Origin of the sequence: Agrobacterium sp. MCAB5, from assembly GCF_052114365.1 — a bacterium.
GTDB classification, from domain to species: domain Bacteria; phylum Pseudomonadota; class Alphaproteobacteria; order Rhizobiales; family Rhizobiaceae; genus Agrobacterium; species Agrobacterium tumefaciens.
Genome location: NZ_JBFREP010000016.1, coordinates 61,608 through 68,873 on the forward strand (window position 1 = coordinate 61,608; position 7,266 = coordinate 68,873).

Here is a 7,266-nt window from a genome sequence, read left to right on the forward strand (position 1 = left end):
CAAGAAAACGCCTGAGCCGTCAAGGTCCCAGCTTGGCAAACCTGTTGGGCCTGGCGTGCATATCCATGTCCTTCCGCCTGAAATAGATCGCCCGTCCGCAGCGGATCGGACTGTGGCCCTGGACGATAATGATCTGCTCGTCCTTGCGCATCGATTGTGTGATTTCGTGCGGCATGATCAACGGGCGGCGCTGGAAATTGATGTTTTCTGATTTGAGCGATGCGCTGTTTTTCGTACCCCAGCCGAGATTGCGAGAACTGCCTTTGACTTCGACAGTCATTTCTCCACATTGGGCAGAGACGTTGCGGGCGGTATCCAGTGCCTTGATCGCGGCGTAACTCGCGAAAGCGCAGCCGTCGATCCATGAGACCGCGCCGTCTTTTCCGAAGTGCCGTTCCAGTTGCCCGACGGACTGGTACATCAGCATCATGCTAACGCCATACTTGCGACCGCGATCGCGCGCCTCTTCAAGCACGCGCATGTAGCCAAGCAGATCGACTTCGTCCAAAATGAACAACGCTCGCCTCGTGAACGCACCATCCGCTTCGATCATCGCGTTGATCAGCGAGCCGATGATCACCCGACCGATACCGGGATAGGACCGCAGGATCGATGCGGGGATATTGATAAAGACGTCTTTCTTTCCGCCAGCGATCTCGGTCGATTTGAACGTGTTGCCGCAAACCAGTGCCGCGTAATTATCGAGCGAAAGCCATTGCGTATCCTTCGATGCCGTCGAATAGACGCCTGAGAACGTTTGCTCGGTCATGTTAACAAAGACGCCGAGCGTTTCGCGGATGAAGGCGGACGCGGAGTGTTCCTGTACGTCGCGCAGCATGGCTAGCACGGAGGTTTCCGGCTCGGAGACGATCTGGCGCAGGCTGCGCAGGTTTCGCCGTCCTGCATATTCCGGTGACAGCATCACATGCGCCAGAAGACCGGTCAGCAGATTGTGCGCCTGCGATTGGAAGTAAGAGCCAGTCGACGATTCGAAGCGCACGCTTTCCGAGAGCAACATGTGCGCGATGCCGACAATGTCCTCTTCCTTTTTTAGCGAGTGCTCGATGCCGTCGAGCACGTTAAATCCCATGATCGGATTTGCCGGATCGAGCACAACGACCTCTCGGTCGAGTTTATCTCTTCGGTGGTCAACGACCATCGGGGCCACCTCGGTGGACGGATCCAGGCAAATGAGCGGGCCTGTATATCTGAGCGCCGTCGGCACGACGTTGCTGGTGGTCTTGAAGCCACCAGAGCCCGCGAAGAAAAGCATGTGGGTCGAATCGAAATCCTGGGCGTAGGTCAGCAGCGGGGCTTTGCCGCCACGTCCCCAGGTGGCCGGATCGTTCGGATCGAACGGCAGCTCATGGACGAGTTCCTTGTCGACCCTGTAGCGCTCACCGATAACGATTTCACCATCATCGGGAAACAGCCGTGCCGCCGCCGACATCGGCAGCCAGTCTGCATCTCCGAATGTTCCGCGCCTGGCGCGCGTCACCTGTTCGGGCACGACGCTCGAGATGCGCGCCGCGACCGCGGCCGCCATGAATCCCATCGCTGCGCCAACGACCGCAATCATGTCGACGAATGAGAGCGCCCGATCCCAGGTCAGCACACCGCTCTCCACGAGCGGCTGAAGCCGACCGAACTCGCGCATCCCGTAAAAGCCGGCCATCAGGAGAAAGCAGAGAAAGCTTGCCAACGCCACGGGCCTTCGCCGATGGAGGGGCAGCGCCCAGACCGCCAGCAGTCCAGCCAGCGGCCCGAACAAAAGGACGGGCAATGGTGACGCCCGAAGGAACCAGTATTGCGTCTTGCCTGTGATGCCGGTCGCCAATTCAGGCCAACGCCAGTGGGCGACGTAAAAGGAAAAACCGGTGACGGCGATGGGAATGATGATAAGCAAGAGGCTTGGACGAGGTTTGGCCTTTCCCTTCACTCCGACGCCTTCGCAAAGCGTTCCACCCTGCCGCTGGATGCCGCGGCCCTGAAGGCGAGCTCCCCGATATCGCGAATACGCCGATGTTCAGGTGTCCCCGGCACGACCCGCTTCATTTCGAGAAGTCCGCCAAGCAGGAAAGCCCGATCGGCGTTCGACAGGCCCGCGCGAACGACAATGTCACCGAGCAAGAACTTTTCTCTCGCTCCCTTCTTTCGGTCAGATGTCATGTGGAGCCTCCGTTTCCGAACCAGTCGCTCCATTTGCCTGTCCACGCGGCGAAGCAGGTGAGCCAGCGGCCTGCTTCTTCTCGCCGTTGCGAAATCGCGCTGCGATCTCGTCGAAGATGCGATCCACCTCCTCGTCAGCGATCTCCATCTCTGCCAATCCCGACTTCGTTGCCGCACGCGCGAAACGATCAGCTGATTTCACTATTAAAGTTTTTCGTCGTTCGCGAAGCTTCTCAATTTGAGCATCAATATCCATGAGCGCCGGCTTAGTGGCCATAGGCAAGTCCTCTCAACGTCTTTGGAAATTTTCATCCCGTCATTTAACTGACTAGAAAATAGTAGTCAAAAGCGCTACCGTACACAAGCCCACAAACGTCGATATTGGAAATCCCAGCAGGGCCGTCTTCTGGAAAAGCAGCATCGGTCTTGTCAGGCCGATTGATTTGAGGGCGCAATATACGTCGCTGACGCGACGTGCCTGGAAGGACTGGAGACGTTAGTGGCGATCATGTTCGTCAGAGCGCAGGTGATCAGCAGGGGAGCGGGACGCAGTATCGTTTCGGCCGCCGCCTATCGTCATCGGGCGCGGATGATGGACGAACAGGCCGGAACCTCCTTCAGTTACCTTGGCGGCGCGGCCGAACTGAAACACGAGGAGTTGGCGCTGCCGGACCAGGTACCGGCCTGGCTGCGCGCGGTCATCGATGGGAAGAGCGTCGTTGCGGCCAGCGAGGCTCTTTGGAATGCAGTGGACGCATTCGAAACTCGTGCCGACGCGCAGCTTGCCCGCGAGTTGATCATCGCGCTTCCGGAAGAGTTGACGCGATCAGAGAACATCGCCCTTGTGCGCGAGTTCGTCCGGGACAATCTGACGTCCAAGGGCATGATCGCCGACTGGGTTTATCATGACCGGCAAGGCAATCCACACATCCACCTGATGACCGCGCTTCGACCTCTGACGGAACAGGGTTTCGGGCCGAAGAAAGTGCCGGTGCTTGGCGCCGACGGCGAGCCGTTGCGGGTCGTCACGCCGGACCGACCGAAGGGCAAGATCGTCTACAGGCTCTGGGCCGGCGACAAGGAAACCATGAAGGCATGGAAGATCGCCTGGGCGGATACGGCCAATCGGCATCTGGGGCTTGCCGGCCATGAGATCCGCCTCGACGGGCGTTCCTATGCCGAACAGGGGCTCGACGGGATTGCCCAGAAACATCTCGGGCCGGAAAAGGCAGCGCTCGCCCGCAAGGGTGTCGCGATGTATTTCGCGCCGGCCGATCTCGCGCGCCGGCAGGAGATGGCCGACCGGCTGCTGGCCGATCCGTACCTACTCCTGAAACAACTCGGCAACGAGCGCTCCACCTTCGATGAACGGGACATCGCCAAGGCACTGCACCGCTATGTCGACGATCCCGCTGATTTCGCCAACATACGCTCCAAGCTGATGGCCTCTAATGATCTCGTACTGTTGAAGCCGCAACAGGCGAACCTGCAGACCGGCAAGGTGGCCGAACCTGCGGTCTTCACCACACGCGATATCCTGCGCACCGAATACGACATGGCGCAGTCGGCGGAAGTTCTGGCCCGGCGCAAGGGCTTCGGCGTCGCCAACGCGAAAATTGCGGCGGCTGTCAGAACCATAGAAACCGCCAATCCGGAAAATCCGTTCACGCTTGATCGCGAACAGGTGGAGGCTGTCCATCATGTCGCCGGCGACACTGGCATCGCCGCTGTGGTCGGGCATGCCGGTGCGGGAAAATCGACGCTGCTTGCCGCGGCGCGCATCGCCTGGGAGAGCGGCAACTACCGCGTCTTCGGGGCGGCGCTTGCTGGCAAGGCGGCCGAAGGGCTTGAGGATAGTTCCGGCATCAGATCGCGCACGCTCGCCTCATGGGAACTAGCCTGGGAGAACGGACGCGATCTCCTCGACCGGCGGGACATCTTTGTCATCGATGAAGCTGGCATGGTCTCGTCGCAGCAGATGGCGCGTGTGCTCAAGCGCGCCGAGGAGGCCGGAGCCAAGGTGGTTCTGGTCGGCGATGCAATGCAGCTTCAACCGATCCAGGCCGGCGCAGCCTTTCGGGCGATTTCCGAACGGATCGGTTCTGCCGAACTTGCCGGTGTGCGGCGCCAGCGTGAAGAGTGGGCGCGAGAGGCCTCCCGTCTTTTCGCCCGCGGCAAGGTCGAGGAGGGGCTGGATGCCTATGCGCAGCGGGGGCGTATCGTTGAGGCGGAGAGCCGGGCTGAAGCTGTTGAGCGCATCGTTGCAGACTGGACGCGCGCTCGCCGCGACCTCATCCAGCAACATGCCGATAAAGAACAGCCGGCCCGCTTGCGTGGTGACGAACTGCTCGTTCTCGCCCATACCAATGACGACGTGAGGCGGCTCAATGAAGCGCTGCGCAACGTCATGAAAGATGAAGGCGCCCTGACCGTTTCTCGTGAATTTTACACGGAGCGAGGCGTGCGGGAGTTCGCCGTCGGCGACCGGATCATCTTCCTCGAAAACGCCCGGTTCCTCGAGCCGCGTGCGCGAAAGCTTGGACCCCAATATGTCAAGAACGGCATGCTCGGCACGGTCGTATCCACCGGCGACACGCACGGCGGCCCACTGCTATCGGTCCGTCTCGATAATGGCCGGGATGTCGTCATCAGCGAAGACAGCTATCGCAATGTCGATCACGGCTATGCTGCGACCATTCACAAGTCCCAAGGTGCGACCGTCGACAGGACATTCGTGCTCGCAACCGGGCTGATGGATCAGCACCTGACATACGTATCGATGACCCGCCATCGCGATCGGGCCGATCTTTATGCCGCTCGCGAGGACTTTGAGCCGAAGCCGGAATGGGGGAAAAGATCCCGGGTTGATCACGCCGCAGGCGTCACGGGCGAGCTGGTCGGAACCGGCAATGCGAAGTTCAGGCCGCAAGACGAGGATGCCGACCAAAGCCCCTATGCCGATGTGAAAACGGACGACGGAACCGTGCATCGGCTCTGGGGCGTGAGCCTGCCAAAGGCCCTGGAGGAGGCCGACGTGTCGGAAGGCGACACGGTGACGCTGCGCAAGGACGGTGTCGAACGGGTGACGGTGACGGTGCCCGTCATCGACGAGAAAACCGGAGAGAAGAGGTTCGAGGAACGGACGGTCGATCGAAACGTCTGGACTGCCAAACGGATCGAAACGGGAGAGGTTCGCCGGCAGCGCATAGATGAGGAGAGCCATCGGCCGGAACTGTTCAAGCAACTGGTGGAGCGTCTTGGCCGCTCCGGCRCCAAGACGACGACCCTCGATTTCGAGAGCGAGGCCGGCTACCAGGCGCACGCTCGGGATTTTGCCCAGCGTCGCGGTATCGATACGCTCTCCGGTGTCGCAGCCTGGATGGAGGACGGGGCGGGGCGGCAGCTGGCGTGGCTGGCGCAGAAGCGCGAGCAAGTGGCGAAGCTTTGGGAGCGGGCGAGCGTGGCGCTCGGCTTCGCGATCGAAAGCGAGAAGCGTGTTTCCTATAGTGAGGAACGAGCCGAAACCCGGACGGCAAAAATTCCGACGGATCGACAATATCTCATCCCGCCGAAAACATTGTTTTCCCGTAGTGTCGGCGAGGATGCCCGCCGCGCGCAGCTTCGCTCGGATCACTGGAAGGAACGCGACGCCATTCTTCGCCCAGTCTTGCAAAAGATCTATCGCGATCCCGAAGGCGCGCTTGCCAGACTGAACACGCTTGCCTCCGACGCGCGGATTGCGCCCCGCGAGCTTGCCGACGACCTTGAGGCCTCGCCGCAGCGCCTCGGCCGTCTGCATGGATCGGATCTTCTTGTCGATGGCCGCGCGGCCCGCTCCGAGCGCGATGCGGCGGTGTCGGCCTTGTCCGAATTGCTGCCGCTGGCGCGTGCCCATGCCACAGAGTTCCGCCGCCAAGTCGAACGCTTCGGCATGCGAGAGGAGCAACGGCGCGCGCATATGTCGTTGTCGATCCCGGCGCTTTCCAAACCGGCTATGGCGCTCCTTGCCGAAATCGAAGCCGTACGCGAGCGCGGTGGCAAGGATGCCTACAAGACGGCCTTCGCCTACGCGGCGGAGGATCGCCTTTTTGTTCAAGAGGTGAGGGGGGTCAACGACGCTCTCAACGCTCGCTTCGGCTGGTCCGCCTTCACCGACAAGGCAGACACTGTTGCCCAGCGCAACATGATCGAGCGCATGCCGGACGACCTTGACCTCGACCGGCGCGAAAAGCTCAATCGTCTTTTTGCCGCCATACGCCGCTTTGCCGAAGAACAGCATCTTGCCGAAAGGAAAGATCGCTCCAGGATCGTTACCGGCGCCAGCGTCGTGCCTGGGAAAGAGACGGTGCCGGTGTTGCCAATGCTTGCAGTTGTAACAGAGTTTGAAACCCCGATCGACCACGAGGCGCGGGAGAGGGCGCGAGCTGTTCCTCACTACAGTCAAAATCGCGCCGCCCTTGCGAACGCGGCAGCGCGTATCTGGCGCGATCCGGCAGGTGCTGTCGGAAAGATTGAAGATCTGATCCTGAAGGGCTTTGCCGGTGAGCGGATCGCTGCGGCCATCAGCAATGATCCCGCTGCCTACGGCGCGTTGCGAGGCTCCGGCCGTATCATGGACAAATTGCTCGCTGTCGGCCAGGAGCGGAAGGAGGCTTTCCGTGCCGTCCCGGAGGCGGCAAGCCGTGTCCGGTCATTGGCCACCTCATTTAGGGCCGCATTTGATGCAGAGAGGGAGGCGATCACTGAGGAGCGCCAGCGCATGAGCATTGCCATCCCGGGACTGTCGCCGTCCGCCGAAGATGCACTGAGAGAACTCTCAGTGGCGATGAAGAAAAAGAACRGCAGGCTCGACGTCGCTGCCGGCTCGCTCGATCCCGCCATTAGTAAGGAGTTTGCAACCGTGAGCCGCGCCCTCGACGAGCGCTTCGGCCGCAATGCYATCCTGCGTGGAGAGCTGGATGTTATCAATCGCGTGCCGCCTGCTCAGCGCCGTGCGTTCGAGGTAATGCGGGAACAGTTGAAGGTGCTGCAGAAGGTTGTCCGCATGCAGGCAAGCCAGAACATCGTAGCAGAGCGCCACCGGCGTGTACTCGACCG

The 7,266-nt window shown here is 60.9% G+C and carries 4 protein-coding genes; 1 reads left to right on the forward strand and 3 read right to left on the reverse strand.

The annotated features are described in order from the left end of the window. Nucleotides 1-19: 19 nt before the first annotated feature. Genes traG through AB4Z23_RS25405 form a run of 3 tightly spaced genes read right to left on the reverse strand, consistent with a single transcriptional unit; the run spans nucleotide 20 to nucleotide 2,446 of the window. Entirely contained in the window at nucleotides 20-1,939 is a 1,920-nt protein-coding gene (traG, locus tag AB4Z23_RS25395; RefSeq protein ID WP_441360948.1) for a Ti-type conjugative transfer system protein TraG, read from the reverse strand. Beyond that, nucleotides 1,936-2,169, reverse strand: coding sequence for a conjugal transfer protein TraD (locus tag AB4Z23_RS25400; RefSeq protein ID WP_013637342.1), 234 nt, complete (start codon nucleotides 2,167-2,169; stop codon nucleotides 1,936-1,938). The genes traG and AB4Z23_RS25400 overlap by 4 nt, the downstream gene beginning before the upstream one ends. Further along, the gene (locus tag AB4Z23_RS25405; protein WP_112157714.1) at nucleotides 2,159-2,446 is read right to left on the reverse strand and encodes a TraC family protein; all 288 of its coding nucleotides are present in this window, start codon (nucleotides 2,444-2,446) and stop codon (nucleotides 2,159-2,161) included. The genes AB4Z23_RS25400 and AB4Z23_RS25405 overlap by 11 nt, the downstream gene beginning before the upstream one ends. Before the next feature lie 222 nt (nucleotides 2,447-2,668). Between AB4Z23_RS25405 and traA the strand changes: the two genes are divergently transcribed. Next, the coding region (gene traA / locus AB4Z23_RS25410; protein WP_441360949.1) for a Ti-type conjugative transfer relaxase TraA at nucleotides 2,669-7,266 on the forward strand (4,598 nt) is incomplete at its 3' end.

Bases quoted from the DNA above. Each gene is read 5' to 3' on its own strand.
- AB4Z23_RS25400 (WP_013637342.1), bottom strand. From the start codon at position 2,169: ATGACATCTGACCGAAAGAAGGGAGCGAGAGAAAAGTTCTTGCTCGGT.
- AB4Z23_RS25405 (WP_112157714.1), bottom strand. From the start codon at position 2,446: ATGGCCACTAAGCCGGCGCTCATGGATATTGATGCTCAAATTGAGAAG.